The sequence below is a fragment of the Pannonibacter indicus genome, from assembly GCF_001418225.1.
In the GTDB taxonomy this organism is placed as follows: Bacteria; Pseudomonadota; Alphaproteobacteria; order Rhizobiales; family Stappiaceae; genus Pannonibacter; species Pannonibacter indicus.
Map to the genome: position 1 here is coordinate 38,277 of NZ_LIPT01000016.1, position 23,987 is coordinate 62,263.

The following is a 23,987-nucleotide window of genomic DNA, read 5'->3' on the forward strand; positions in this document are numbered from 1 at the left end:
CGAACGCGTATCACCCTGCCCGAACACACGGTGTGCCGTGCGGGATCTCTATCCTGCCAAGCCGCCGTTCTGGTTTCACCGACGATTCACGGATCAGACACATGAAGACCTTCTCTGCCAAGCCGGCTGAGGTCGAGAAAAAGTGGATCTTGATCGACGCTGAAGGCATGGTCGTAGGCCGTCTGGCTGCCTACATCGCCAGCCATCTGCGTGGCAAGCATCTGCCGACCTTTACTCCGCACGTTGACTGTGGCGACAACATCATTGTCGTCAACGCTGACAAGGTGGTGCTGACGGGCCGCAAGTACGAAAACAAGAAGTACTACTGGCACACCGGCCATCCGGGCGGCATCAAGGAGCGTACTGCACGCGCCATCATCGAAGGCCGTTTCCCCGAGCGCGTGCTCGAGAAGGCTGTCGAGCGCATGATGCCGGGCGGCCCGCTGTCCCGCCGCCAGCTCAAGAACCTCAAGGTTTACGCTGGCCCGACCCACCCGCATGAAGCTCAGACGCCGGTCACCGTCGACGTCAAGAGCCTCAACGAAAAGAACGCGAAGAGGGCTTGAGCATGGCTGAGCTGCAATCCCTGGACCAGCTGAAGGGCGCCGTTCCGGCAGCCGTCGAAGCTCCGGTTCATGTCCAGAAGCTGGACGCCCATGGCCGCGCCTATGCCACCGGCAAGCGCAAGGACGCGATTGCCCGCGTCTGGGTCAAGCCGGGCACCGGCAAGATCACCGTCAACGGCAAGGACTACACGGCATACTTCGCCCGTCCGGTCCTGCAGATGATCCTGCGTCAGCCGATCCTGCTGACCAACCGCGATGGCCAGTATGACATCGTTGCCACCGTCACCGGTGGCGGCCTGTCCGGCCAGGCCGGCGCTCTGCGTCATGGCATCTCCAAGGCCCTGACCCACTACGAGCCGGAACTGCGCGGCATCCTCAAGAAGGAAGGCTTCATCACCCGCGACAGCCGCGTGGTCGAGCGCAAGAAGTACGGCCGCGCCAAGGCCCGCCGTTCCTTCCAGTTCTCCAAGCGCTGATCTTTCAGCTGCTTGTCAGACGCAAAAAGAACCCGCTGGTGCGAACCGGCGGGTTTTTTGTTGTGGGGGGAGAGGTTTTTCAGAAGGCGGCCACAGTGCTGTTGCCTGAAAATGATACTTGCAGCACTTTTTTGAACGAGTTTTCAAGGAGCATGATGTTTTGCCATTCCTGCGCGCAAAAAGCAGTTCTGCGGGTGCAGGAAAAATGCCTCTGAGCGTTGCGCTTGCCGAAAAACGCGTGGTTCCACAGGAAGCCAGCTTGGCCCCTGCGAGGCTGCGGACAGGAGATATCAGCGTGAAAAGCCTTTTTGCCAGCTGGCCATTCTGGGCGCTGCTTTCGGCCGGATTTGCTGCCTTGACGGCGGTTTTCGCCAAGGTTGGCGTGGAGAATGTCAATTCCGACTTCGCCACCTTCATCCGCACCATCATCATTCTGATGGCCGCCGGGCTGATGATCTACATCACGGGCAACTGGCAGGCCCCTTCCACGGTGTCTCCCCGCACCTGGCTCTTCCTCGTTCTGTCAGGGCTTGCCACCGGCGTCTCCTGGATCTGTTATTTCCGCGCCCTGAAGCTGGGCGACGCGGCAAGGGTCGCTCCCATCGACAAGCTGTCTGTCGTATTCGTCTCTGTCTTCGCCGTGCTTTTCCTTGGTGAGAAACTGTCCTTCCCCAACTGGCTCGGCGTCGCCATGATCGCAGGCGGTGCTGTGCTGGTGGCTTACAGGGGGTGAGGGGCGGGAGGAAGGTCCCGCGATAGCTGTGTGCCGGGCACAAGATCTATGGCCGCCGGTTCTGTTGGAACGTGGCGGGAGCCGGGCGGAAAGGCTCAGGAAACGGACCAGACCCCGGCACAAGGCCGGGGCGGCGCGGAGAGCGGGCGGGCGCTGGAAATCCCGTCTCACAGCCTGCGATCTGCACCCGTTATCACCGTTGTTACTACGTAACGAAACGCGGCGCGTTCGCCACGGCAAAGTGCCGGATGCCCCCATGTTGGGGACGTCCGGTCCAAGCCCCTCCACCGCGCCGTCCCGGCCTTGAGCCGGGATCTGTCAGGGACGCACAGCCTCAACACGGCAGCCTTGGGGCGGGACTTGTGTCACCATGCTGGTTGTAAAGAGATGATATTCACCTGACAGTGACGCGCTTTAAATCAAGCTTGCCCCCTTCATTCCCACCCCCGCCACATAGGTCTCCACCACCGCCCTGTCGTCACCCAGCGTCTGCAGGATGAAAAGCTCATCTGCCAGGGAGCGGGCGGTTTCGGCGCGCAGGGCCATTTCGCGGGTGGCGGCGGGGTTGAGGATGATGATGTCGGCTTCCGTGCCGGGCTCCAGCGTGCCGATCCTGTCTGCGAGGGACAGGCTTTCGGCATTGCCGCGGGTGGCCCAGTAGAAGGTCTCGAAGGGGTGGAGGCGCTGGCGCTGGAGTTGCAGCACCTTGTAGCCTTCATCCAGCGTGCGCAGCATGGAATAGGACGTGCCGCCGCCGATATCCGTGGCGATGGCGCTGCGCACGCCCGCGCTGTCCATGCGTGCCTTGTCGAACAGCCCGCTGCCGAGAAAGAGGTTTGACGTGGGGCAGAACACGGCCACCGAACCCGTCTCCCGCATCACGGAAAGCTCCCGGCCGTTCATGTGGATGCAGTGGCCGAGCAAGGTCTTGCGGCCCAGCAGGCCATAGCGCTCATAGATGGCGAGATAATCCGCATCCTGCGGGTAGAGCTCCAGCGTGTAGCTGATTTCGTTGAGGTTTTCGTTGATGTGGGTCTGCAGGTGGCAGTCCGGAAACTCGCGCAGGAGCGTGCCGGCTGCCTCCAGCTGTTCCGGTGTGGAGGTGATGGCAAAGCGCGGGGTGATGACGTAGAGCGCGCGGCCCCGCCCGTGCCATTTTTCCAGCAGCGCCCGGCTGTCGTCATAGGCGCTCTGGGCCGTGTCGCACAGGGCAGCGGGGGCGTTGCGGTCCATCATGGTCTTGCCGCCCAGCATGCGCATGCCGCGCCGCTCCGCCTCCTCGAAATAGGCCTCGGCGGAATTGGGGTGGCTGGAGCAATAGGCCACCGCCGTGGTGGTGCCATGGGCGATGAGCGTGTCATAGAAGGTGCTGGCGATGCGCGCACCATGGGCCTTGTCGGCAAAGCGCTGTTCGGCGGGGAACGTGTAGTCGTTCAGCCAGTCCAGCAGCTGGTCCGCCCAGGAGGCGATCACCTGCGCCTGCGGGAAATGCAGATGCGTGTCGATGAAGCCCGGCAGGATCAGATGCGGGCGGTGGTCGGTGACGGGCGTCCCCTCGGGCGCCCTGGCGGCCACAGCGGCGAAATCACCCGCAGCGGTGATCAGCCCGTTCTCGATCAAGAGCCCGCCATCTTCATGCACCGCCAGCGCCCCCTCATCGCCCGCGCCCATGGGCCGGCGCAGAAACGAAACGGTACGGCCGCGCAGCAGCTTTGTGAGGGACTGAGGCAAGGGTCTGATCTCCATGTGAACGCGCCCGGAAGCAAGGACGGATTAGGCAGCCATCCGCCAAACCCTTCCCTTTTAATGAGGGGTAGGGGGCGGCACAAGGGTGGCGATTGCTTTGCTGTCGTTTAAAGACTACATCTCATCATGCTTGTCCTGAAGCAAACTGAGACATTTCGCAAATGGTGGTCACGGTTGAAGGATGAGCATGCCCGAGGTGTAATTGCTTCCCGGCTGGACCGGCTTTCGTTCGGGCATGCCGGTGATTGTGCGTGCCGTGGGCGATGGCATCAGCGAGCTGCGCATTCATCATGGCCGCGGTTACAGGATCTATTTCATCCGCAATGGCGATGAGTTCATTCTTCTGATTTGCGGTGGCGGCAAGGGATCCCAGGACCGGGATATCAAGGCGGCCAAACGGCTGCTTGCAGAGTGGAAGGCTGGAGATGGTTCGCCCGATCAGCACATTTGATCCAGCAGAAGCCCTTGGTACTGATGAGGCAATTGCTGCTTTCATGGCAGAAGCCTTCGCATCGGGGGATCCCGCCTATATCGCTCATGCGCTGGGTGTCGTGGCGCGGGCCAAGGGCATGAGCCAGATTGCGGCGGAGACTGGCCTTTCCCGGCAGCAGCTCTACCGGTCGTTCAGTGCCAGCGGCAATCCGACATTGCGGACAACTCTGGCGGTGATGAAGGCGCTCGGCGTGCGGCTGACAGCCGAACCCCGGGATCCGGCGGAACGCCGGAGCGCCTGAAGGCTGTCCGGCACACGAAGATGTCTTGATGCCCCGGCAAGGCCCTTGTTTTCCCGGATGGCTGGGCTAGGGTCGCGGGCGCGGGGTGTGTTGCCTCATATTTCTGACTTTCCCGGAGTTCCCATGTCTTTCAAACGTCCCCGTCCGACCGACAATGCGGTGTTCGGCAAGAGCGTGACCGGCGGCTCGCATGAGCCTACATATGGCGGCGTGCTGTCCTTCATGCGCCGCCGTTACAGCCGTGATCTTGCGGGCGTGGATGCCGCGGTGCTGGGCATTCCCTTCGATGCTTCTGTGTCCAACCGTCCCGGTGCCCGCTTTGGCCCGCAGGGCGTGCGCCGCGCTTCGGCGATCTTTGACGGCGACCCTCAGTATCCGTTCCATGCTGACCCGTTCGAGGGGCTGGCCGTGGTGGATTATGGTGATGTCTCGTTTGACTATGGCCGCAACGCCGAAATCCCGGCCTGCATCGAGGCGCAGGCGCGCGAGATTCTGGATCAGGATGTGCATCTCTTCTCCATCGGCGGCGACCACTTCGTCACGCTGCCGCTGCTGCGGGCGCATGTAGCCAAACACGGGCCTCTGGCGCTGGTGCAGTTCGATGCCCATCAGGACACCTGGCCGGATGATGGCGGGCGCATCGACCATGGCACGATTACCGGCCGCGCCGTGCGTGAGGGGCTGATCGATCCGGACAAGTCGATCCAGATCGGCATCCGCACCCATGCGCCTGAAACCTGCGGCCTTGAAATTATCTATGGCGAGGAGGTCGAGATGCTCGGCGTCAATGGCGTGGTGGAAATGATCCGCGACCGGGTGGGCGATGCCAAGGCCTATATGACCTTTGACATCGACTGCCTGGACCCGGCCTTTGCGCCCGGCACAGGCACGCCGGTGGCGGGCGGGCTGACCTCGCGCGAGGCGCTGATGATCCTGCGCCGCCTCGGGCCGCTCAATTTCATCGGCGGCGACGTGGTGGAAGTGGCCCCGGCCTATGACCACGCCGACATCACCTCCATCGCCGGCGCCAGCGTTGCCCAGCATTACCTTGGGCTGCTGGCTGAAAAGAAGCGGCAGGGGTGAGGGGAGGCCATGGCGCGGCGGCGGTTCACGCCGGGACGGGGCGGAGAATGCAGCTGCGCAGATGGAAGCACCAGCGTGCCGCATATCCGGCGCCGCCCCGGGCGGAGCGAGGCGCAGACCCGGGGACCACTCGTTTGCTGAGTGGTGAGGTGAGCCGCAGCAGGCAGTACGGGCACATGAGATCTGCTAATGCCAGCTCTCGATGAGCTTGCCTCAGCGGGAGCTGGTCAAGCCCGTGCGGTGCTTGCGCAATTTCAAGCCGTGATGAGTCAGCATCCCGGCGCCTTGGTATGAGCGTCAGCTCCCGAGGGGGTGGCATCTCTCTGCGAGCGAGTAGGTCCGGGCTCAAAAGGCCGGGGTGGCGCAGCGGTGAGGGGCAATGCCGTGCGGAACGCCCCTGATCGCGCAGCTCTTATCCGTGCTTGCGGCTGAACAGGCCGGAGGGGCTGCTGTTGTCGTTTTGCGGGGTCAGGGACCAGGCCTTGTAGAGCGGGTGGCTGTCCTTCATCCGTGCGTACAGCTTTGTCATCTGATGCAGGAAGGCCATCTTGCCGGCATAGGTGAGGGCCGCGCCGCCAAGCGTCAGAGCCAGCATGTTTTCCGCAGCGCCCCACAGCGCCAGAATGAAACCGGCGCCGGCCACCAGCGACAGGAGGAGGGCGGTGCGGGACATGTCCTGCGGAATGGGCACGAACATGCGGTTCAGCCAGATCCGCTCGCCAAAGGTGGCGCGCACGTGCCAGCGGTCCGTCCGGCGGGGCGGCGGGAACAGGCGGGGATTGAGCCAGAGCCATATCAGCACAAGGCCGGTGGCCGCCAGCGCGCCCGGCATGCCGATGATGGTGTGGCTCCAGATGGCCAGAAGCAGAACGGGCAGTGTGGCAAAACGTGTCCATACGCTCCAGCCGCTGGCGTGGCGCTGCCAGACCTTCGCATTCATGCCGAGCCAGCGGATCTGCCCGGCCGGCATGACGGCAGGACGGATGCGGGTGTTCCCTGCCTGCGGCCTCAATTGCCTCGCGTTTTCCATCGTCTTGACGGCGTGCCCCGAAACCGCTCCCTGAGTCTCTGCCGCGCCCATTGCGCGTCAGCAATCCGGTCCTCCGGATCAGGCTTTCATCTTAACGTAAGTTCCCGGCGCGTCACCCAGGATTTTCACCCGGTGCGCGCCCGGCTTGCGAGCCTTCACCGTGCTGCCGTCCTGCTGGCGCAGCCAGGCATCCCAATGCGGCCACCAGGAGCCGGGGTGTTCCTCCGCCGTTTTCAGCCAGTCCTCATAGGTACCTTCCGGCTTGCCGCCGGTCCAGTACTGGTATTTGCCGCGGGCCGGAGGGTTGATCACACCGGCAATGTGCCCGGAGCCGGAGAGGATGTAGTCCACCGGCCCGCCGAAGCAGGACGAGCCCTTGAACACCGAACGCGGCGGGGCGATGTGGTCTTCCTTCGTCGCCAGATTATAGACCGGAATGGTGACCTTCTTCAGGTCCAGCTTCTGGCCGCCGATCTCCATCTTGCCCTTGGAGAGGTTGTTCTCCAGATAGCAGTTGCGCAGGTAGAAGGAGTGGTTCGCCGCCGGCATGCGGGTGGAATCGGAGTTCCAGAACAAGAGGTCGAAGGGGAAGGGCTCCTTGCCGCGCAGGTAGTTGTTGACCACGTAGGGCCAGATCAGATCGTTGGAGCGCAGCATGTTGAAGGCGGATGCCATCTTCGAGCCGTCCAGATAGCCGCGCTCGGCCATCCGCTTTTCCAGAATGGCGATCTGCTCCTCGTCCACGAAGACCTTCAGATCGCCGGCATAGGTGAAATCCACCTGCGTGGTGAAGAAGGTGGCCGAAGCGATGCGGTCATCACCGGTCGCGGCCATATAGGCCAGCGTCACGGCCAGCAGCGTGCCGCCGACGCAGTAGCCGATGGCGTTGACCTTGGTTTCCTTCGTGGTCTTGGCGATCACGTCCAGCGTGCTCAGAATGCCTTCGCGCATGTAATGCTCGAAGCTCTTCTGCGCCTGATGCTCATCCGGGTTGATCCACGAGATGACAAAGACCGTGTGGCCCTGATCCACCGCCCATTTGATGAAGGACTTCTCCGGCGTCAGATCGAGAATGTAGAACTTGTTGATCCAGGGCGGTACGATCAGCAGCGGGCGTTTCAGCACGGTTTCCGTGGTTGGATCGTACTGGATCACCTCGCACACATCATTGCGGGCAATGACCTTGCCAGGTGTGAGGGCAAGGTTCTTGCCGAGCGCAAACTTGCTGGCATCGGTCTGGCGGATCTTGATGTCGCCGTGCCCGGCCTTGATGTCTTCGGCCAGAAGCTCCATGCCGCGGGCGAGGTTCTCGCCGTTGGAGGCCAGTGTTTCCTTCAGCAGCGCCGGGTTGGTCAGCACGAAATTGGACGGGGACAGCGCATTTGACAGCTGCTGGACGTAGAAATCGGCCTTGTGCTTCGTGTGCTCGTCCAGCCCCTCGGCTTCGCTCACCATGGACTGAGCCCAGTTGCTGGTGATCAGATAGAGCTGCTTGAGGAAATCGAAGAACTGGTTCTCGTTCCAGTCCGGGTCCTCGAAGCGCTTGTCGCGCGGCGGGGGCGTGACGGCGGGCTGCGAAGGCTCGCCCATCATGCGCTTGAGGGAGGAGTTCCACAGATTGATGTAACCGCCCCACAGCCGCGACTGGGCGTCGATGGCGCGCTGGGGATCGGACATCCAGTATTCGCCGACCTGCGCCAGCGTCTTGACGACGGAGGTCAGCTCGTCCGGGGTCTGGGGCGAGGCTTCCCCCTTCTCGCGGGGCTCCAGATAGGCGGCCAAAGCCTTGCCGCCGTTCTCCATCATCTTCGCCAGATTCTGCGCAAAGGCTTCCGGATTTTTGACGATGTACTGCATGACCGGATTGTTCTGTTCATCTGCGTTCCGGCGGTCATCTGCCATGTCAGGGTTCCCCTCCCTATCGGACTGCTTTTCTCTGCTCGGCCGGCCTTCGGCGTTCTGCGATGCTTTGGCGCCTTCATTATCAATGTTGCCGTTCTGATTTATGACACGGAATGAGGCGAGGGCGAACGCTGATTTCTAGCATAATCAACTGATGCTGGCGGGAAATCCGAAAAACACCGGATTGGCGAGTGACCGCATGCCGTTCGCGGGGTTATAAGCGGCCAGATGTTTCGCGCGCTGGCCCTGGTGCCGTGCGCCTTGCGGAGGTTTGAGACGGTGAGAGCGATTGCGGCTTTGGGGGTGGTGGTGCTGTTGGGCGGCTGTGCAAGCGAGCCGGATACATCTGTCTTCAGCATGGTGAGTGCCCCAATCACGGGGAAGCGCCCGCAGACCTCCCTGCCGCCGCTGCCGCCCACCATTGCGCAGGATGGCGAAGAGGTTTCTGGCGTTCTGGACGATCAGGCACGCGAGGCGAATCTGGAACGGCTGAAGAAACTGTCGGAGGCACGGGCCGCCGGGGCGGGACGCAATGGCACGTCAGCGTCCGCGGCCGAGCTGGCGCGCCTGCGCGATGCCCATGGCAAGGCGGCGCTTCAGGAAATTGAAGGGCAGTAGGTCAGGAAGGCGCCAGGGTACTGACGCATCACGCCTTGAAGAGGTTCAGGCACCATACGGGCTTGGCCAGGTTCCGGGGAGGCCTGCGCATGGCGGGCTGTCGAGGGTACACTGTGATAAGCCACCAAAAAAACACGGCGCAGGCCCTTGAAGGTGCGTGCGCAAGTGAAGTGGTGCTGATAAGAAGAGCGCCACACAGCAACAGGCCGCATGCGCCTGTTGCTGCGTCTGACCAGGTGGTCAGCGAATCTGGCGGGAAACAGCCGCCGGATGTGTTCGGCTAGCAGCAGAGGAACGCGAGGCCCGCGCCATGGAAGAGTTTCACAAGACCCGCAGACTGCCCCCTTATGTCTTCGAGCAGGTCAACAAGCTCAAGGCGGCGGCACGAGCGCAGGGCGCGGACATCATCGACCTTGGCATGGGTAACCCGGATCTGCCGACGCCCCCGCATATCGTCGAGAAGCTGACCGAAGTGGTGCAGGACCCGCGCACCCACCGTTATTCCGCCTCCAAGGGCATCACCGGCCTGCGCAAGGCCCAGGCTGCCTATTACGAGCGCCGATTCGGCGTGAAGCTGAACCCGAACACCCAGGTGGTGGCGACGCTCGGCTCCAAGGAAGGCTTTGCCAACATGGCCCAGGCGATCACCGCGCCGGGCGATGTGGTGCTGAGCCCCAACCCCAGCTACCCGATCCACACCTTCGGCTTCCTGATGGCCGGGGCCGCGATCCGCGCGATTCCCGCCGAGCCGGGACCGGAAGTGTTCCATGCGCTGGAACGTGCGGTCATCCACTCGGTGCCCAAGCCGATTGCCGTGATCATGTGCTATCCGGCGAACCCGACTGCCTATATGGCGGATCTGGAATTCTACAAGGATGTGGTGGCCTTTGCGCGCAAGCACGACATCTTCATCCTGTCGGATCTGGCTTATTCCGAGATCTATTTCGGTGACACGCCGCCGCCTTCCATGCTGCAGGTCCCGGGCGCCATCGAGGTGACGGCGGAGTTCACCTCCCTGTCCAAGACCTTCTCCATGCCGGGCTGGCGCGTCGGCTTTGCCGTCGGCAACGAGCGGCTTCTGGCGGCGCTTGCCCGCGTCAAGTCCTACCTCGACTACGGCGCCTTCACGCCGATCCAGGTGGCGGCGACGGCTGCGCTCAACGGGCCGGAAGACTGCATCGTGGAGATGCGCAACACCTACAAGCGCCGCCGCGATGTGCTGGTGGAAAGCTTCGGCCGGGCCGGCTGGAACATCCCGGCTCCCGAAGCCAGCATGTTCGCCTGGGCGCCGATCCCGGAGAAGTTCCGTGCGCTCGGCAGTCTCGAATTCTCCAAGCTGCTGCTGGAGAAGGCCGAGATCGCCGTCGCACCGGGCATCGGCTTCGGTGAATATGGCGATGACTATGTGCGCATCGGCCTCGTCGAAAACGAGAAGCGCCTGCGTCAGGCTGCACGCAATCTGCGCCGTTTCCTTGAAACGGCGGATGAAACGTTGCACAACGTCGTGCCGGTCAGCGCGGCGCGCTGACCCTCTCACAGGCCGGGGCTGCCCGGCACCCGGACTAAACCGGCTGGCGCCCCGCGGCGGGCGCTGGTCCTCATCAACCGGAACATATCGTCAATGGCTTCAGCTTTGAGACTTGGTGTCGCGGGATTGGGAACGGTCGGAGCTTCGCTCATCCGTCTCCTGTCCAAGAATGGGGATGCATTGGCCCGCAAGTGCGGGCGTCCCGTTGTCCTGACTGCGGTGACCGCAAGGGACAAGACCCGTGACCGCGGCCTTGATCTCACTGGTGTCACCTGGTTCGACGATGCGGCCGAAATGGCGCGCTCGGCCGATGTGGATGTTGTGGTGGAACTGATCGGCGGCGCCTCTGGTGCGGCCGAAGCCTGCGTCCGTGCCGCGCTAACCTCCGGAAAGCACGTGATCACCGCCAACAAGGCGCTGCTGGCCGCCCATGGCGTGGAACTGGCCGGGATCGCCGAAAAGGCCGGTGTCTCGCTCAACTATGAGGCGGCGGTTGCGGGCGGCATTCCCATCGTCAAGACACTGCGCGAGGCGATGGCTGGCAATTCCGTCACCCGCGTCTATGGCATTCTCAACGGCACCTGCAATTACATCCTGACCCGGATGGAGCGCGAGGGCCTGTCCTTTGCCGAGTGCCTCGCCGATGCACAGCGCCTTGGCTATGCGGAAGCGGATCCCACCTTCGACATCGAAGGCAACGACACGGCGCACAAGCTGGCGCTGCTGACGAGCCTCGCCTTCGGCTGCAAGATCAGCGCCGACGACATTTATCTGGAAGGCATCAGCTCCATCACCACCGCCGACATCAAGGCGGCCGACGAGCTCGGTTACCGGATCAAGCTTCTGGGCGTCGCTCAGGTGACCGAAAGCGGCATCGAGCAGCGCGTTCACCCGACCATGGTGCCGAAGACCTCGGCCATCGCCCGTATTGACGGCGTGCTGAATGCCGTTGCGGTGGATGGCGACTTTGTCGGCGGCGTCGTGCTGGTCGGTCCCGGTGCGGGCGGCAATGCCACGGCATCCTCCGTTGCCTCGGATATTGCCGACATCGCCCGCGGTGACATTGCCCCGGCGCTGGGGGCGCCGAGTAACGTGCTGACGGATTACAAGCGTGCGGGCATGCGCCTGCATGAGGGCGGCTATTACATCCGCCTGTCCGTGTTTGACCGTCCTGGCGCCTTTGCCACCATCGCGCGCTGCATGGCGGATGCGGATATCTCGCTGGAATCCATCGTTCAGCGCCGCCGCCGTGCGCCGGGCAGCCTTAATGGTGCCGAAACTGAGGTGCATGAGGCTCAACCTGTCATACTGATCACGTATGAGACATCCGAAACGGCGGTCCGTCAGGCGCTGGAGGCCATCGAGGCCAAGGGTGTCGTGGCCGACCGGCCGCAGATGATCCGGATCGAGAAACTGTCTTAAGACCATCCATTGCGGATGATCCCATTCATGTGTTCAGGGGATTGCAATGCCGAAGAAAGAAGCCGCCGCCGCATCGAGCTCGCTTGATCGCATTCTGACGCTGGAGCTGGCCCGCGTGACCGAGCGTGCCGCTGTCGCCGCTGCCCGTCTGCGTGGCCATGGCGACGAAATGGCTGCCGACCAGGCCGCCGTGGACGCCATGCGCCGCGAGTTGAACAACCTGCCGATCGACGGCACGGTGGTGATCGGAGAGGGCGAGCGCGACGAAGCGCCGATGCTTTACATTGGCGAGGAAGTCGGCACCAAGCAGGGCCCGAAGGTGGATATCGCCCTCGACCCGCTGGAAGGCACCACCATCTGCGCCAAGAACCTGCCGAACTCGCTGGCCGTGATCGCGCTGGCCCCGGCTGGTGGTCTGCTGAATGCGCCGGACAGCTACATGGAGAAGCTGGCCATCGGACCCGGCTATCCGGTCGGCATCATCGACCTTGATGCCCCGATTGCCGAGAATATCGCCAATGTTGCCAAGGCCAAGGGCGTGAAGATCTCCGAAATCACCGCTTGCGTGCTCGACCGTCCGCGTCATGCCCGCCTGATCGAGGACATCCGCGCCACCGGCGCTGCGATCCGCCTGATCGGCGACGGTGACGTGGCTGGTGTCATCCACACCACCGACCCGGAAGAGACCGGCATCGACATCTACGCCGGTATCGGCGGCGCGCCGGAAGGCGTGCTGGCGGCTGCCGCGCTGCGCTGCATCGGCGGCCAGATGCAGGGCCGTCTCGTCATCACCCGCGACGAGCAGGTGGAACGCGCCCACCGCATGGGCATTTCCGACATCAAGCGCAAGTATCAGCTTGAGGAGATGGCTTGTGGCGACGTGCTGTTTGCCGCCACCGGCGTGACCGATGGCAACTTCCTGCAGGGCGTGCGCTTCGGCCGCGAACGCATCACCACCCACACCGTGGTCATGCGCTCTTCGACAGGCACCGTGCGTTACATCAAGGCCCAGCATACCCAGGTCGAAAAGTTCCATCTGGGCTGAGCTGGAGGGCAGGGCGTGACAGGTGCCGGACCTATTGCAGGTGCCGCTTCGGAAACCGGGCGCACCGTGCTGGGCGTAACACGTTCTGCAAACGGACAGATCTGGCGTGAGCGGTTGACACAGGCGCAGTCGCTCACCGCCCTTGCCATGGCGCAGCGCTTCGGCCTTGCCGATGTGATCGCGCGCGTCATGGCCGCCCGCGATGTGGCGCTGGAGGAGGCGGAAGCCTTTCTGGACCCGACTCTCAAGGCGCTGATGCCGGACCCTTCCAGCCTTGTTCACATGGATGAGGCTGTGGCGCGGGTGGCTGATGCCGTCCAGTCCGGCACCCGCATTGCCATCTTCGGCGATTATGACGTGGATGGCGCCACGTCTTCCGCGCTGCTCTCCCGCTATCTGGCCGAGGTGGGGCAGGAAGCGGTGATCCATATTCCCGACCGCATCATCGAGGGCTACGGCCCCAATGGCCCGGCCATCGAGGCGCTGCATCACGATGGGGCACGGCTGCTGGTGACTGTCGATTGCGGCAGCACCTCCTTCGAGGCATTCGAGACGGCGGCGCGGCTGGGGCTGGATGTGGTGGTGATCGACCATCACCAGTGCGGCGTGGAATTGCCGCAGGTGCGCGCGCTGGTCAATCCGAACCGGCAGGATGACCTGTCGGGGCAGGGACATCTGGCCGCTGTTGGCGTCACGTTCCTTTTTCTTGTCGGCCTGAACCGCGAACTGCGGCGGCGCGGCGCCTTTGCCGGACGCCGGGAGCCGGATCTGCTGGCGCTGCTCGATCTCGTTGCCCTTGGCACGGTCTGCGATGTGGTGCCGCTGAAGGGGTTGAACAGGGCCTATGTCACCAAGGGCCTCATCGCCATGCATGGCCGCTCCAATCCGGGCCTTGCGGCGCTGGCAGACGTGGCGCGGGTGGGGGGCAAGCCGTCCTCCTATCATCTGGGCTTCCTGCTTGGGCCGCGCATCAATGCTGGCGGGCGCATTGGCGATGCTGCCCTCGGTGCGCGCCTTCTGACCACTCGTGACAGCGCGCAGGCCCGTGCCATTGCCGAACAGCTGGACCGGCTGAATGCCGAGCGGCAGGCGATGGAAGCGGTGATGCTGGAAGAAGGCGATGCACAGGCCGTCATCCGCATCCAGTCGGAAGACCCGGCGGTGCTGCTGACAGGTTCCGATGGCTGGCATCCGGGCATCGTCGGACTGATCGCATCCCGCCTCAAGGAAAGCCACCGCCGTCCGGCCTTCGCCATCGCCTATGACGCCAGCGGCAAGGGCACCGGCTCCGGCCGTTCGATCCCCGGCGTCGATCTTGGCCGGGCCGTGCGCAAGGCGGTGGAAGAGGGTCTGCTGGAAAAAGGCGGCGGCCATGCCATGGCAGCGGGCCTGACCGTGCGGCGCGAGCGGGAAGGGGAGCTGACCGCCTTCTTCAACGAGATGCTGCGCGAGGACGTTGAGATCGCCAGCGCCAGCCGCGAGATGAAGGTGGATGCGGCGCTGACGGCGGGCGGGGCAACGATCGAGCTGCTGAACAAGCTGGAACTGGCCGGACCGTTCGGTGCTGGCCATCCGGAGCCGGTCTTTGCCTTCCCCGCGCACCGCATTTCCTATGCGGATGTGGTCGGCAACGGCCATGTGCGGGCAACGCTGGCCGGTGCCGATGGCCAGACGCTGAAAGGCATCGCCTTCAAGGCGGCGGAAAAGCCCTTTGGCGAGGCGCTGCTGGCCGGGCGGGGCAAGACGCTGCATGTGGCGGGCAGCCTGTCCATCGACACCTGGCAGGGCGCGCAGCGGGTGCAGCTGCGCATTCTGGATGTTGCGGACCCGCAGGTGAACCGGCTGTGAGGCACCTGCGCGCAGCATAGGGCGCGCGGGGGCAGGTTTTGCGTTTTTCTGCCCTATTCGCGTTGCATTAACCATGCCGTAAGAGGCACGCGGTAGAGTCATCTGGCTGAAGGATACAGCGCGGGGATCTGATGAAGAGCCAGGACGAACTCAGAGCGGTGTTTGCGGAACTTGACCGTTCTGCCGATCGGGCGCTCGCTGGCCTTGCCAAGGTCCGCACTGGAGTGGATGCCGATCCTGCGCCGCTGCCGTCCAGCTTCATTCCCGTGCCCCTGCAGGAATGCCTGGCAGTCGCAGCCCTGCTCAGCCTGTTCAAGCTGGGCATCCCGGGCTGAACGCCAGCAGATCACGTTTCCGTCTCTTTACCAGCGCTCTTAAATCGGTCATGCAGAAGGGGTAAGTTTGCCCCGCAACAGCATATGGACCGGCCATGACTGACTTTCCGATTGCCCTTTGCGCCTTCAATCTCGGCTTCGCACCGGCCTCACCGGCGGAGTATGTGGCCGCCATTGAAGCCCGCATGCAGCGGGCAAAGGAGGGCGGTGCAAGGCTTCTGGTGCTGCCGGAATATGCCATCGAGGCCTGCCTCTCGTTCAAGCCGGACGGACTTGCGCCAACATCCGAACTGGCCTTCATGGCAGGCGTTGCACAGGAAATTGCCCCGCTCCTGGCGGATCTGCCGCGCAAATACGGCCTTTCGCTTCTGGCTGGGTCAACTCCCTGGCCCGCCGAGGACGGCGGTTTCACCAACCGGGCCTGGCTTTACACCCCGGAAGGAGAGGCCCATTCCCACGACAAGCTGGCGCTGACGCCCTTCGAGAAGGATCCGGAGAGCTGGACGCTCAAGCCCGGCAAGCGGTTGAAGGTGTTCGAGCTGGAGGGCGTGCGCATGGCCATGCTGATCTGCCTTGATGTGGAAATGCCCGCATTGTCCTGTCTGCTGGCGCCGGAAAAGATCGACCTGTTGCTGGTCCCTTCCATGACATCGCAGCTGTCGGGTTATCACCGGGTGTTCGACTGTGCCAAGGCGCGGGCGGTGGAACTGATGACTTGTGTTGCCGTCTGCGGTGTGACGGGCGCCTCCACCGGCACGACGCAGAATGACACCAACATCTCCGGTGCGACGCTGTTTACCCCTTGCGAGGCGGAGCTGGGTTTCACCGGCATTGCAGCCACCCTGGCACCTACCGGCGGCACTGCCGGAGAAGAACCCTTCCTCATCGTCCATCCGCCGCTCGATGCAGTGCGCCAGTTGCGTGCCGGCGGAGCCGAGGTCTGGCCGGGCAGCTGGAGCGCGGAGGGAATCACGGTGGAACGCGAGGATCTGAACGTCTGACGCCAAGGCGCTCGAGAGGCAGAAAACCGGGTCTGCCGTGAGCCGGAAAGGAGCTTTTTGCAACTTAGCCGGCAAATTTTTCGGATTATCGAAGGTGACTTAACGGAATGTCGCATTATGGACGTCATTCTGTCTGAGGATGCCTTGACTTGCCGGTTCGAATGAACATTTCTTAAGGGCGAGCGTTTTCATTTGAGCCTTTAAGGGTGGTGTTTCGTCCCTGTCAGGCCTCCTCTTTCACACGGTTGAGGAAAGGACGTCCGATGGTGGACAGTGCGGCCTCATATCTGGACCCGGCAGTGACGTCCCAGTCTACCACACAGCGTCTGTGGGGCCTTTTGCGCGGCCTCTTCCTGCGCCCGGCACGGCTGCAGATCGCGGCTCTGTGCCATCGTGTGCGCAACGGCCAGCTGGAGGTGCTGCTGGTCGCCTCACGCGGCACCAAGCGCTTGATCCTGCCGAAAGGCTGGCCGGAACTGGAACACCCCTCGCACCGCACGGCCATGATCGAGGCCTTTGAAGAGGCGGGCGTGACCGGAAAGGTTTCGCAGGAGCCCTATGGCCGTTTCCGTTCCACCAAGGGCCTCGACAGCGGCCTGCGCGTCGACACCGATGTGCTCGTCTTTCTGATCGAGGCGCAGGCACAGGCTGAGGACTACCCCGAGGCAGGCGAGCGGGAATGCCGCTGGCTGCCGGTTGCCGAGGCGATCAAGCTCGCCAGTGAGCCGGGTCTGGTGGATATTCTGAAGCGGCTTCAGAGTGATCGGGTTACAGCCGCCTGAAAATCTGCAATAACGGCGCCAATCCATAAAAAAACCTGTCGCGGGTGCTCTTTTGCACCCGCTTGAAGGACGTCACTGGGGACGCCGCGAGGCGCTGCACCTTGAAGAAACCGGAAACTCAATCTGCCCTCGACAAGGATCTCGACCGGATCGGTTATATCGAGGATGCAGCCGGAACGGCTGCGCGCCGTCTCGTTGCGCCCGGCCTCTCCTTTGTCTTCATCATGGTCTGTGCGCTCGCCGCCTGGCAATTCGTTGGTGGGGGCATGTCCGGTTCCATGCTGATCGCCGCTGCCGCGCTCGGCGCCTATATGGCACTGAACATCGGCGCCAATGACGTCGCCAACAACATGGGGCCGGCGGTCGGCGCGCGCGCCCTGTCGCTGGGGGCGGCTCTCGCCATCGCGGCGGTCTGTGAAACGCTCGGCGCTCTGCTGGCGGGACGTGAGGTGGTGAACACCATCTCCAGCGGCATCATTCATCCGCAGGATCTCGCCAATCCGCACGCCTTCATGCTGGTCATGCTCTCGGCGCTTGTGGCTGCCGGTGTCTGGGTCAATCTGGCCACCTGGATTGGCGCGCCCGTCTCCACTACGCAGGCCATTGTCGGCGCCGTGGCCGGGGCAGGTGCGGCAGCTGCCGGCATTGCTGCGGTCAACTGGACGACGCTGGGGGGCATCGCCGTCAGCTGGGTTACATCTCCGGTGCTTGGCGGCATTCTGGCTGCTGTCTTTCTTGCCTTTGTCCGCAATGTAACGATCTACCAGCCGGACAAGATCGCTGCCTCCCGTGTCTGGGTGCCGGTTCTGATCGGCGCCATGGCGGGTGTTTTTTCCACCTATCTGGTGATGAAGGCCTTTCCGGCCTCCGGGCTCCGGCTGCCTGGGGCGATGCTTGCCGGACTTGCGGTCGCCGTTGTGTCCTGGCTGCTGGCCCGGCCCTATGTGCGCCGTCAGGCGCGGGGCATGGCGAACCGCAACCAGTCTGTCCGCCGCCTGTTTTCCCTGCCGCTTGTCTGCGCGGCTGCACTCATGTCCTTTGCCCATGGTGCCAATGATGTGGCCAATGCGGTGAGCCCGGTGGCTGCCATCGCCGGGGTTATCCGCTCCGGCCATATGGTGAGCCAGGTTGAGATCCCGCTCTGGGTGATGCTCATCGGTGCCATTGGAATCTCGCTGGGGCTGGTGCTGTTCGGCCCGCGCCTCATCCGCCTTGTCGGCCAACAGATCACCAAGCTCAATCCGATCCGGTCCTATTGCGTGGCTCTGGCAACGGCCGTGACGGTGATCCTTGCCTCCGCTCTGGGCCTTCCAGTCAGCACCACCCATGTGGCTGTTGGCGGAGTCTTCGGCGTCGGTTTCTTCCGTGAATGGGAAACCCAGCGTTTCGGCACCCGTTTGAGCGTCATGGCCGATGGTGCGGGCAAGGGCAAGCGTCTGCGCCCGATCAAGAACCGCGAAGAGCAGAAGCGCCGCTTCCTCGTCCGCCGGGCCCATTTCATGACGATTCTGGCGGCATGGGTCGTGACAGTTCCAGGCGCTGGGCTGCTCGGCGCCGGCGTGCTTGTGGCCCTGTCCTTTCTGCTCGGCTGAAGGCTCTCCGCCCCATGACAAAAGCCCGGAAGCGGTGGCGCTTCCGGGCTTTTGTGTTACTGCATCAGGCGGGCGTTGCGCGTTCTTTCAGACCGCAGCCTTTGCCCCAAGTTCCAGAGCTGCATCTTCCATGTGTTCCAGCACGTAAGGCAGGAAGCTGCGCCAGGATTCCAGTACGAAACTGTCTTCGGCAATCCGCCACAGGATGACGTCAGCCTTGTGGTAGAGCGTGCGTGTGACCGTGCCCACCGGGAAGGCAGCGGGGCTCAGATCAAGGAAGACAGCGGTGTTGAGCAGCCAGACGGCCTTTGCGCCCGAAACAAGCACCGCGTCCTGCCGGTGCGAGATATCCGTGACCGACGCAGCAAGGCCCGAGACGGCGCTGTCTGCTGCCGCCAGAAAGGTGTCCAGCTCCGCTTCAGGGGCCAGCAGCAGCCAGTCATCGGGGCCAAGCCACAGGGCCGCCTTGCTGCCGGCGGCAGCTGCCGTCAGCGGTGTCTGGGGCAGGGCAGTGCCAAGCACAGAGGCGATGGCCTCCTGCGCCGGGGCGCGGCCCCGGAAGGAGAGCCGGGCCAGCGGCGCGCAGCGCGAAACGCTCAGGCCTTCGTAACGCAGAACCGGGGTTTCGCCTGCGGCAGGGGTATAGATCTCAGCCATCGAGACGGGTTCCTTCCGGGTCATACATCACAGGGTCTACGATCTTCACGGCAATGGCACCCGAGGGCATCGGCACCTGCAGAACTTCGCCCATGCGGCTGCGGCCATCCTTGACGACACCAAGACCAATGGTGCGGCCCAGTGCCTCGCTCCAGTAAGCCGAGGTCACATGGCCCAATGCAGGCGTGCCCTTGGCCGGGTTCGCCTCAGCGGTGATCTGCGCGCCCTCTTCCAGCATCCGCTTGGGATCAACCGGCTGCAGGCCCACAACTTGCTTGCGGCCCATGGCCACCAGATCCGGCCGTGCCAGCGAACGTTTGCCGACGAAGTCGAACTTCTTCTTGCCGATGGCCCACTCAAGGCCCGCATCGGCAGGCGTTACGGTGCCGTCGGTTTCCTGGCCGACGATGATGTAGCCCTTTTCGGCGCGCAGCACGTGCATCGTTTCCGTGCCATAGACGCAGCCGCCGTGCTTTTCGGTTTCGGCCCAGATCATCTCCCACACCTTGGCGCCATGGCGGGCGGGGACATTCACTTCAAAGCCGAGTTCGCCGGTGAAGCTGACGCGGAACAGGCGGCAGGGCAGCCCGGCAAAGCGGCAGGTGGCAACGCTCATGTGCGGGAAGGCTTCAGCCGAAAGATCCAGCCCCTCGACGAAGGGGACAATGATCTGCCGTGCCTTCGGTCCCTGCACGGCGATGACGGCGAACTGTTCCGTGGTGGAGGTGATCCACACGTCGAGATCCGGCCACTCTGTCTGGAGATAGTCCTCCATCATGGCAAAGACCCGCGCCGCACCGCCCGTGGTGGTGGTAACGTGGAACCGGTCCTCCGAAAGCCGGCCCACCACGCCGTCGTCAATGATGTATCCGGCCTCGTTGAGCAGCACCGCATAGCGGCAGCGGCCCGGCTTCAGACCCTTCCACGGATTGGTGTAGAAGCGCTCCAGAAACTCCGCCGCGTCCTTGCCCACCACCTCGATCTTGCCGAGGGTCGAGGCATCGAACTGGCCAGCTGCCTTGCGTGCCGTGCGGCACTCGCGGGCAACAGCGGCGTGCATGTCCTCGCCTGCCTTGGGGAAATACCAGGCGCGCTTCCATTGGCCGACGTCCTCGAAGACGCCGCCCTGCTTCACCACCCAATCGTGCGAAGGTGTGCGGCGGACGGGATCGAAGGCATCTCCGCGCGAAGACCCGGCGAAGGTACCGAAAGTCGTCGGCGTGTAGGGCAGGCGGAAGGTGGTGAGGCCCACTTGCGGCAGGGGCGTGCCAAGCGCGCCGGAGGCAATCGCCAGCGCGTTGAGGTTGGACAGGCGGCCCTGATCCGTCGCCATTCCGGTGGTGGTGTAGCGCTTGATGTGCTCGATAGAATGCATGCCCTCGCGCACGGCCAGTTCCACGTCCTTGGCGGTCACGTCGTTCTGGAAATCGACGAAGGCTTTCACACGGGAAGCATCACGGTCATGCGGCAGGGCGCCAAGGAAGCCGCCGGTGGCAGCATCCGCCCCATCGGCGCGGATGCTGCGGGCCTTCAACGGCGCACCCACGGCCTTGTGTGCTGCCTGCTCACCGGCGGCATAGCCATCATTGAGGACAGCGGCAAGGCCGTTCACGCCCCGGCAGCTACCGGCGGACCGCTCGTTCTGGACGCTCACCCCTGGCAGGAAGGCCTGTATTTCGTCATTCCAGACCACCTTGCCACGGGACTGGGAATAGAGGCTGACGGCTGGCGTCCAGCCGCCGGACATGAGAATTGCGTCGCAACTGATGTCACCGGCGGCGGCCACGCTGCCATCCTCGCGCAACCGGCCCAGCAGGGCCTTGCTGACGCGCAAGTGTCCGGAGGTACCGGTGACGGTGCAGCCCGTCTCGACCCGAATGCCGAGCCTTGCAGCTTCCGCGACCAGATGCTCCGGCGGGGTGCGGCGCAGGTCGGCGATGGCAGCGATATCCACGCCGGAGGCGGCGAGATCGAAGGCTGCCGTCCAGGCGCTGTCACAGGCCGCAGCCACCAGCACGTTGCGGCCAACTTTCGCGCCATAACGGTTGAGATAGGTCCGCCCTGCGCCGGCCAGCATGATGCCGGGGCGGTCGTTTTCCGGGAAAACGAGCGGGCGCTCATGGGCGCCAGCGGCAATGACGACTTCCTTCGCGCGCACCTGCCACATCCGCTCACGCGGCAAGGCCGGGTCGGGCTGCGCGATATGGTCCGTGACGCGTTCGGCCAGGGCGACGAAGTTCTGCACGAAATAGCCGAAAGCCGTGGTGCGCGGCAGCAGGGTAACGTTGCCGCGTGCGGCGAGGGTGGCGAGCGTTGCCGCCGCCCAGTCCGCCGCCGCATGGCCTTCGATGGTGGCGCCAGATTCTGCCAGCAGCGAGCCGCCCATTTCCGCCTGCTCGTCGCACAGGATCACCCGCGCGCCGCTTTCGCTGGCGGCAAGAGCGGCGGCAAGGCCTGCGGGGCCAGCACCAATCACCAGCACATCGCAGTGCGCATAGGTGTTGGCGTAGCGGTCGGGGTCAGCCAGCTTTGGCGGCTTGCCGAGACCAGCGGCAGCGCGGATCACCGGCTCATACACCCGGTCCCAGAACGCCTTCGGCCACATGAAGGTCTTGTAGTAGAAGCCCGCCGGGAACAGCGGCGACAGCACATTGTTGACCGCCCCCACGTCGAAATCCAGCGAGGGGAAACGGTTCTGGCTGACGGCCTTAAGGCCTTCGTAAAGCTCCACCTGCGGGGCGCGCAGGTTCGGCGTCTGGTCGCCGTGCCGGTAGACGCCCACCAGCGCATTGGGTTCTTCCGAACCCGCCGTCACTATGCCGCGCGGGCGGTGATACTTGAAGGAGCGGCCGGTCAGATGCACCCCGTTGGCGATGAGGGCCGAAGCCAGTGTATCGCCCGCAAGACCGGTCATTTCCTTTCCATCGAAAGTGAAGCTGAGGTGGCGGGAGCGGTCAACCCGTCCGCCGTTGCCGGTACGCATGTGGCCGCCGCGCGTGCTGTGGCTGGTCATTTCGCGGCCTCCCGGGCAAGGGCTTCAAGATCAGGCTTCGGTTCCCCGGTCTTGTAGGTGCAGATGAACTTGTCGCTCACCGTGTCGCGCACGGCATTGAAGAAGCGCCCACAGCCATGGGCGTGGCGCCAGCGCTCGGCATAGAGCCCGCGTGTGTTGGAGCGCATGTAGAGAAACTGGGCCCATTCCTCGTCATTGAGGGCGGAAGGATCGGCCGGGCGGGCGATATGCGCCTCGCCGCCGTAGCGGAATTCGGTCTCGGGCCGTTCGACGCCGCAACAGGGGCAGAAAATCAGCAGCATGGAGAAAGCCTCAGTGAGCCACGGCGGCAGCAGCCGCCTCGTCGATCAGGCGTCCGGTGCGGAACCTGTCCAGGGAGAAGGGGGCGTTGATGGGGTGCGGCGTGCCGGTTGCAATGGTGTGGGCAAACACATGGCCCGAGCCCGGCGTCGCCTTGAAGCCGCCCGTGCCCCAGCCGCAGTTGACATAGAGCCCCGGCACCGGCGTTAGCCCGATGATCGGCGAGCGGTCCGGCGTGTTGTCGACGATGCCGCCCCAGTTGCGCAGCATGCGCATGCGCCGGAACATCGGGAACAACTCGCAGATGGCATCGAGCGTGTGCGTGGTAATGTGCAGCCCGCCCGCCTGCGAATAGGAGACGAACTGGTCCGTGCCCGCGCCGATCACCAGCTCGCCCTTGTCGGACTGGGAGATATAGGCGTGGATGGTGTTGGACATGACCACGCAAGGGAAGGCGGGCTTCACCGGCTCGGACACCAGCGCCTGCAGCGGATTGGATTCCAGCGGCAGCTTCAGTCCCGCCATGGCCATGACGACGGAGGTGTTGCCGGCCGCGACACAGCCGATCTTCTTTGCCCCGATGAAGCCGCGGGAGGTCTCCACGCCCGTGACCTCGCCGGAAGGCGCCCGGCGGATGCCGGTGACGGCGCAGTTCTGGATGATATCGACCCCCATGGCGCTTGCCGCGCGGGCATAGCCCCAGGCCACGGCATCATGCCGGGCCGTGCCGCCCACCCGCTGCAGGGCCGCGCCCATCACCGGATAGCGGATGTTTTTTCCGATGTTGAGCGGCGGGCAGAATTCCTTCGCCTCTTCCGGCGTCATCCATTCGTTCTCGACCCCGGCCAGCCGGTTGGCGTGGATGTGGCGCTTGAACACCTGCACGTCATGTACCGTATGGGCCAGCATCATCACGCCGCGCTTGGAATACATGACGTTGTAATTGAGGTCCTGCGACAGCCCGTCCCACAGGTTCAGCGCGTGCTGGTAGAGAGCAGCGCTTTCCTCCCACAGGTAGTTGGAACGCACGATGGTGGTGTTGCGGCCCGTGTTGCCGCCGCCGAGCCAGCCCTTATCCAGCACGGCCACATTGGTGATGCCGTGCACCTTGGCCAGATAATAGGCGGTGGCCAGCCCATGGCCGCCGGCGCCGATGATGATGACGTCATAGGCGGCCTTGGGCTCCGGAGAGCGCCATTGGCGGCCCCAGTTCTTGTGCGCGCTGAAGGCGTTTTTCGCCAGTTCGAGAAGGGAATAGCGCGTCATGGCCGCCGGCAGGCTCCTTGTCATGATGTGCCGCTGCGCCGCCGCCGGGCAGGGCTTGTTGTCTCAGTGTGACTGACGCGGACGGCTGGGCACAAGGGAGCCTCACGTCAGAACAGGCCTCTCACTTTTGCCAGCAGCAGCGCAACATCCTAACCTCAGACAGTCCTGCAATGGTCAGAATCCGACATGTCCGCCGCACCGGCCGCAGAGACCGGAAAATTCTGATGGAACAGGGGGTGATCGGCCCCCACGGACGGGTCCAATTTGATTGTTAGTGCAATGATGGTCGTGGCGCCAGCGCGGGCGGCAT

22 protein-coding genes are annotated in these 23,987 nt (G+C 63.9%); 14 read left to right on the forward strand and 8 right to left on the reverse strand.

Annotation, left to right across the window (positions count from 1 at the left end; translation table 11 throughout):
* The first annotated feature begins 101 nt into the window (after positions 1-101).
* The 3 genes from rplM (at position 102) to ASC48_RS17050 (ending at position 1,775) form a co-directional block, all read left to right on the forward strand.
* Positions 102-566, forward strand: a complete 465-nt coding sequence (rplM, locus tag ASC48_RS17040; RefSeq protein WP_019966501.1) for a 50S ribosomal protein L13 — start codon at positions 102-104, stop codon at positions 564-566.
* A gap of 2 nt (positions 567-568) precedes the next feature.
* Positions 569-1,042 carry a 30S ribosomal protein S9 gene (rpsI, locus tag ASC48_RS17045; protein ID WP_055456899.1) on the forward strand — a complete coding sequence of 158 codons (474 nt, stop codon included), beginning with the start codon at positions 569-571 and terminating at the stop codon, positions 1,040-1,042.
* 295 nt (positions 1,043-1,337) lie between these two features.
* On the forward strand, positions 1,338-1,775 hold the full coding sequence (locus ASC48_RS17050) for an EamA family transporter (RefSeq protein WP_055456922.1): 438 nt from the start codon (positions 1,338-1,340) through the stop codon (positions 1,773-1,775).
* A gap of 414 nt (positions 1,776-2,189) precedes the next feature.
* Here ASC48_RS17050 and guaD read toward each other — a convergent pair whose 3' ends face one another.
* Together guaD and ASC48_RS20290 are read right to left on the reverse strand one after the other, a co-directional pair.
* Entirely contained in the window at positions 2,190-3,521 is a 1,332-nt protein-coding gene (gene guaD, locus ASC48_RS17055) for a guanine deaminase (protein WP_055456900.1), read from the reverse strand.
* Between the two features lie 124 nt (positions 3,522-3,645).
* Positions 3,646-4,017 (reverse strand): hypothetical protein, encoded by a 372-nt coding sequence (locus ASC48_RS20290; RefSeq protein ID WP_425270044.1) that lies wholly within the window; start codon positions 4,015-4,017, stop codon positions 3,646-3,648.
* Here ASC48_RS20290 and ASC48_RS17065 point away from each other — a divergent pair.
* Entirely contained in the window at positions 3,947-4,255 is a 309-nt protein-coding gene (locus ASC48_RS17065; RefSeq protein ID WP_055456901.1) for an addiction module antidote protein, read from the forward strand. The two genes, ASC48_RS20290 and ASC48_RS17065, sit on opposite strands and share 71 nt — an antisense overlap.
* Before the next feature lie 123 nt (positions 4,256-4,378).
* Complete coding sequence (gene speB / locus ASC48_RS17070; RefSeq protein WP_055456902.1) at positions 4,379-5,338, forward strand: agmatinase; 960 nt, start codon at positions 4,379-4,381, stop codon at positions 5,336-5,338.
* 412 nt (positions 5,339-5,750) lie between these two features.
* On the opposite strand, the gene ASC48_RS17075 is transcribed toward speB, so the two are convergent.
* Both ASC48_RS17075 and ASC48_RS17080 read right to left on the reverse strand, forming a co-directional pair.
* Entirely contained in the window at positions 5,751-6,350 is a 600-nt protein-coding gene (locus tag ASC48_RS17075; RefSeq protein WP_208975794.1) for a DUF6653 family protein, read from the reverse strand.
* A 96-nt stretch (positions 6,351-6,446) separates the two neighbouring features.
* Positions 6,447-8,270 carry a PHA/PHB synthase family protein gene (locus ASC48_RS17080; protein WP_055456904.1) on the reverse strand — a complete coding sequence of 608 codons (1,824 nt, stop codon included), beginning with the start codon at positions 8,268-8,270 and terminating at the stop codon, positions 6,447-6,449.
* Positions 8,271-8,549: 279 nt separating this feature from the next.
* Here ASC48_RS17080 and ASC48_RS17085 point away from each other — a divergent pair, with 279 nt between their 5' ends.
* The 9 genes from ASC48_RS17085 (at position 8,550) to ASC48_RS17125 (ending at position 18,441) form a co-directional block, all read left to right on the forward strand.
* On the forward strand, positions 8,550-8,888 hold the full coding sequence (locus ASC48_RS17085) for a hypothetical protein (protein ID WP_141659002.1): 339 nt from the start codon (positions 8,550-8,552) through the stop codon (positions 8,886-8,888).
* 310 nt (positions 8,889-9,198) lie between these two features.
* A complete protein-coding gene (locus ASC48_RS17090; protein ID WP_055456906.1) occupies positions 9,199-10,416 on the forward strand; it encodes an LL-diaminopimelate aminotransferase in 1,218 nt (405 codons plus the stop codon).
* A gap of 93 nt (positions 10,417-10,509) precedes the next feature.
* On the forward strand, positions 10,510-11,838 hold the full coding sequence (locus tag ASC48_RS17095) for a homoserine dehydrogenase (protein WP_055456907.1): 1,329 nt from the start codon (positions 10,510-10,512) through the stop codon (positions 11,836-11,838).
* A gap of 46 nt (positions 11,839-11,884) precedes the next feature.
* Positions 11,885-12,883: a class II fructose-bisphosphatase gene (gene glpX, locus ASC48_RS17100; RefSeq protein ID WP_055456908.1), complete on the forward strand. Its 999-nt coding sequence runs from the start codon at positions 11,885-11,887 to the stop codon at positions 12,881-12,883.
* A gap of 15 nt (positions 12,884-12,898) precedes the next feature.
* Positions 12,899-14,731 carry a single-stranded-DNA-specific exonuclease RecJ gene (gene recJ, locus ASC48_RS17105; RefSeq protein WP_244270097.1) on the forward strand — a complete coding sequence of 611 codons (1,833 nt, stop codon included), beginning with the start codon at positions 12,899-12,901 and terminating at the stop codon, positions 14,729-14,731.
* Between the two features lie 131 nt (positions 14,732-14,862).
* Positions 14,863-15,066 (forward strand): hypothetical protein, encoded by a 204-nt coding sequence (locus tag ASC48_RS17110; RefSeq protein WP_055456909.1) that lies wholly within the window; start codon positions 14,863-14,865, stop codon positions 15,064-15,066.
* Between the two features lie 95 nt (positions 15,067-15,161).
* Positions 15,162-16,067, forward strand: a complete 906-nt coding sequence (locus ASC48_RS17115) for a nitrilase-related carbon-nitrogen hydrolase (protein WP_055456910.1) — start codon at positions 15,162-15,164, stop codon at positions 16,065-16,067.
* A gap of 263 nt (positions 16,068-16,330) precedes the next feature.
* Positions 16,331-16,849 carry an NUDIX hydrolase gene (locus tag ASC48_RS17120; protein ID WP_055456911.1) on the forward strand — a complete coding sequence of 173 codons (519 nt, stop codon included), beginning with the start codon at positions 16,331-16,333 and terminating at the stop codon, positions 16,847-16,849.
* Between the two features lie 101 nt (positions 16,850-16,950).
* Positions 16,951-18,441, forward strand: a complete 1,491-nt coding sequence (locus ASC48_RS17125) for an inorganic phosphate transporter (protein ID WP_055456912.1) — start codon at positions 16,951-16,953, stop codon at positions 18,439-18,441.
* A gap of 87 nt (positions 18,442-18,528) precedes the next feature.
* On the opposite strand, the gene ASC48_RS17130 is transcribed toward ASC48_RS17125, so the two are convergent.
* Genes ASC48_RS17130 through ASC48_RS17145 form a run of 4 tightly spaced genes read right to left on the reverse strand, consistent with a single transcriptional unit; the run spans position 18,529 to position 23,677 of the window.
* Positions 18,529-19,098 carry a sarcosine oxidase subunit gamma gene (locus ASC48_RS17130; protein WP_055456913.1) on the reverse strand — a complete coding sequence of 190 codons (570 nt, stop codon included), beginning with the start codon at positions 19,096-19,098 and terminating at the stop codon, positions 18,529-18,531.
* Entirely contained in the window at positions 19,091-22,111 is a 3,021-nt protein-coding gene (locus tag ASC48_RS17135; RefSeq protein ID WP_055456914.1) for a sarcosine oxidase subunit alpha family protein, read from the reverse strand. The genes ASC48_RS17130 and ASC48_RS17135 overlap by 8 nt, the downstream gene beginning before the upstream one ends.
* Complete coding sequence (locus ASC48_RS17140) at positions 22,108-22,413, reverse strand: sarcosine oxidase subunit delta (RefSeq protein WP_055456915.1); 306 nt, start codon at positions 22,411-22,413, stop codon at positions 22,108-22,110. Before ASC48_RS17140 ends, ASC48_RS17135 begins: the two co-directional genes overlap by 4 nt.
* 10 nt (positions 22,414-22,423) lie before the next feature.
* Entirely contained in the window at positions 22,424-23,677 is a 1,254-nt protein-coding gene (locus ASC48_RS17145) for a sarcosine oxidase subunit beta family protein (RefSeq protein ID WP_055456916.1), read from the reverse strand.
* Positions 23,678-23,987 lie beyond the last annotated feature (310 nt).

Coding starts and splice junctions, on each gene's coding strand:
- rpsI (WP_055456899.1), top strand. CDS start 569: ATGGCTGAGCTGCAATCCCTGGACCAGCTGAAGGGCGCCGTTCCGGCA.
- rplM (WP_019966501.1), top strand. CDS start 102: ATGAAGACCTTCTCTGCCAAGCCGGCTGAGGTCGAGAAAAAGTGGATC.
- ASC48_RS17110 (WP_055456909.1), top strand. CDS start 14,863: ATGAAGAGCCAGGACGAACTCAGAGCGGTGTTTGCGGAACTTGACCGT.
- ASC48_RS17130 (WP_055456913.1), bottom strand. CDS start 19,098: ATGGCTGAGATCTATACCCCTGCCGCAGGCGAAACCCCGGTTCTGCGT.
- ASC48_RS17120 (WP_055456911.1), top strand. CDS start 16,331: ATGGTGGACAGTGCGGCCTCATATCTGGACCCGGCAGTGACGTCCCAG.
- ASC48_RS20290 (WP_425270044.1), bottom strand. CDS start 4,017: ATGAAAGCAGCAATTGCCTCATCAGTACCAAGGGCTTCTGCTGGATCA.
- ASC48_RS17095 (WP_055456907.1), top strand. CDS start 10,510: ATGGCTTCAGCTTTGAGACTTGGTGTCGCGGGATTGGGAACGGTCGGA.
- ASC48_RS17145 (WP_055456916.1), bottom strand. CDS start 23,677: ATGACGCGCTATTCCCTTCTCGAACTGGCGAAAAACGCCTTCAGCGCG.
- ASC48_RS17140 (WP_055456915.1), bottom strand. CDS start 22,413: ATGCTGCTGATTTTCTGCCCCTGTTGCGGCGTCGAACGGCCCGAGACC.
- guaD (WP_055456900.1), bottom strand. CDS start 3,521: ATGGAGATCAGACCCTTGCCTCAGTCCCTCACAAAGCTGCTGCGCGGC.
- ASC48_RS17135 (WP_055456914.1), bottom strand. CDS start 22,111: ATGACCAGCCACAGCACGCGCGGCGGCCACATGCGTACCGGCAACGGC.
- ASC48_RS17065 (WP_055456901.1), top strand. CDS start 3,947: ATGGTTCGCCCGATCAGCACATTTGATCCAGCAGAAGCCCTTGGTACT.
- glpX (WP_055456908.1), top strand. CDS start 11,885: ATGCCGAAGAAAGAAGCCGCCGCCGCATCGAGCTCGCTTGATCGCATT.
- ASC48_RS17080 (WP_055456904.1), bottom strand. CDS start 8,270: ATGGCAGATGACCGCCGGAACGCAGATGAACAGAACAATCCGGTCATG.
- speB (WP_055456902.1), top strand. CDS start 4,379: ATGTCTTTCAAACGTCCCCGTCCGACCGACAATGCGGTGTTCGGCAAG.
- ASC48_RS17090 (WP_055456906.1), top strand. CDS start 9,199: ATGGAAGAGTTTCACAAGACCCGCAGACTGCCCCCTTATGTCTTCGAG.
- ASC48_RS17115 (WP_055456910.1), top strand. CDS start 15,162: ATGACTGACTTTCCGATTGCCCTTTGCGCCTTCAATCTCGGCTTCGCA.